The sequence below is a fragment of the Methyloceanibacter marginalis genome, from assembly GCF_001723295.1.
Lineage (GTDB): Bacteria > Pseudomonadota > Alphaproteobacteria > Rhizobiales > Methyloligellaceae > Methyloceanibacter > Methyloceanibacter marginalis.
In genome coordinates this window covers 1-2,328 of sequence record NZ_LPWD01000319.1, presented here as the reverse complement: position 1 = coordinate 2,328, position 2,328 = coordinate 1, and the positions used below count along the sequence as shown (strand labels likewise).

The following is a 2,328-nucleotide window of genomic DNA, read 5'->3' as shown; positions in this document are numbered from 1 at the left end:
TTATAGCATCACTCGCCGGCGGTGCCGCACGTCCGCGGTTGCTCTCGGCTGCGACGACTGAGCCGGCGCAGTTGCGGCGCGGGCACGGCTTGCGGAGCCGGAACAGCTTGTGGAGCCGGAACAGCTTGCGGGGCCTGTTGGGGAGCCGTGGCTGCCGGGGTCGGGGCTACAGGCGGCGGTGGCGGCGGCGCCTCGGCGCGCAGCATCTTCAGGATCGTCAGCGTCGGATAGCCGTCGACCGCGAGGCCCTTGGCCCGCTGATAGGAGCGCACGCCTTCGAGCGTTCCTGAGCCGATGATGCCGTCGACCTCTCCTTCCAGATGGCCCTGCTGAATCAACAGCGTTTGCAGCTCCATGCGCTGCTCCATGGAGAGCTGCCGCTCGCCGGTCGGCCAGGGCTGCACGAAGGGGCCGTAGCCCGCGAGCCGGTCCGCCAGATGCCCCACGGCGAGCGCGAGGATTTTGCGTTGTTGTAGCGGAGCAGCGAGCGGAAATTGTTGAGCGTCAGGAAGGCCGGCCCTTTGGTCCCCTCCGGCGCCCAGAGCTGCGCCTTGTCGCTCGCCCGCGGGAAGGGCTGGCCGTTGACGCGGGTGATCCCCATGCTCTGCCACTGTCCCAAAGTCTTGTAAGTGCTCTCGCTCACGCGGGCCGGGTTGAAGCCCTTAGGCAGCTTGACCTCGTAGCCCCAAGTCTGGCCCGGCACCCACTTGGACACCTTGAGATACGCGGCGGTGGAGCCGAGCGCGTCGGGAATCGTGTCCCAGATATCGCGCCGCCCGTCACCGTCGTAATCGACGGCATAGGCCGTATAGGTGGTCGGGATGAACTGGGTGTGGCCCATGGCGCCGGCCCAAGAGCCGTTCATGCGGTCATGGCTGGTGTCGCCACGCTGAAGAATTTTGAGCGCCGACACGATCTGGCCGCGCGCGAACTTGGCCTTCGTACCTGAGCAAGCGAGCGTCATCAGCGATTGGATGACGCCCTTGTCGCCCTTGTTGTCGCCGAAATTCGACTCCACGCCCCAGATCGCCAGGACGATGTGCTTGTCGACCCCGTACTTGGCCTCGATCTGACTGAGCAGCGGCCCGTACTCGACCAGCTTCTCTTTGCCCTTCGCCAGCCGCTTCGGCGAGATCGCGCGGTCGACATATTCGCCGACCGGCTTCTTGTATTCGGGCTGATAATTCGCGGATTCGATCACTTCCTTGTCGAGAGCGATGCCCGCCGTGGCCTTCTCGAAGGTCTCCCAGCTGACGCCGGCCCGCTTGGCCGCGGGCCAGAAGCTTTTCACGCAACTGTTGAAGTCGGCGTGGGCCGGTTCGGATGGACCCGCAGCCAGCAAAAAGGCCGGGATTGCGCCGAAGATCAGGGTTTAGGAAAGGTTGTGATTCGCATGGGGTGAATTTAGCAACTTGGCCGGGCAAAACCGAGGCAGAGCGCGCAAAGCCGGTCCGGCTCATTTGAGCACCTGGTTGATCAGGGCATGGCTCGGATAGCAGGTGAGCGGCAGTTTGCGCTTCTTCTCCTCCTCGCCGATGGTCTGGCGGGTCTTGAAGCCCACGAGCCCGTCGACCTTGCCGACGTCATGCCCTTGAGCCACCAGCACTTTTTGGAACTGGAGGATGCGGTCGCGGGTGAAGCGCTCCACCGGCTGCCATTCGCCCACGAAGTCGACGGGGGCGTTGTAGGCGATCATATCGGCCACATGGCCGACAAAGATCGCGTAGACATCGGAGTTATTATAGAGCTTCAGCACGGAGAAGTTGGTGGTGGCCAGGAAGGCCGGACCCTTCATGCCCGCAGGCAGCACCAGGAAGGTCCAATCGCCCAGTCGCGCCTCCGGAAACGGGCGATCCCGAACCCGCTTGACGCCGAGATCGATCCACTCGCGGATGGGCAACGCCTCGTCGGGCCCTTGCCGCGTGCAGTCGAAGCCCTTGGGTAGCTCCACCTCATAGGCCCAAGGCTGCTTGCCGTCCCAGCCCTGGCTCGAGAGCGAATTGCCGACCGACGCCAGTGCGTCCGGCACGGAATCCCAGATATCGCGGTCCCCATCGCGGTCGAAATCGACCGCGTAGTCCTCGAAGTCGCCGGGCAGGAATTGTGGATGGCCCATCGCGCCTGCCCAGGAGCTCTTCATCTCCGCGCGGGTCGAGTGGCCGAGCTCGATGATCTTGAGCGCGCCGATGAGCTGCGGGCGGAACTCCTCGGCGCGCCGGCCCATGAAGGCCTGCGTGGCGATGGCGGTGACCGCGTCATAGGGCAGCGCCGCGCCGCCGAAGCCGGTCTCGCGCCCCCAGATCGCAAGGACGATGCTGGCCGGCACGC

At 65.1% G+C, this 2,328-nt stretch carries 3 protein-coding genes; all 3 read right to left on the bottom strand.

The window, feature by feature from the left end; all coding sequences use genetic code 11:
• Positions 1 to 8 precede the first annotated feature (8 nt).
• A complete protein-coding gene (locus AUC71_RS11670) occupies positions 9 to 368 on the bottom strand; it encodes a peptidoglycan-binding domain-containing protein (RefSeq protein ID WP_069624402.1) in 360 nt (119 codons plus the stop codon).
• Entirely contained in the window at positions 335 to 1,342 is a 1,008-nt protein-coding gene (locus AUC71_RS11665; RefSeq protein WP_069624401.1) for a lytic murein transglycosylase, read from the bottom strand. The genes AUC71_RS11670 and AUC71_RS11665 overlap by 34 nt, the downstream gene beginning before the upstream one ends.
• 114 nt (positions 1,343 to 1,456) lie before the next feature.
• The coding region (locus AUC71_RS11660; RefSeq protein ID WP_158007812.1) for a lytic murein transglycosylase at positions 1,457 to 2,328 on the bottom strand (872 nt) is incomplete at its 5' end.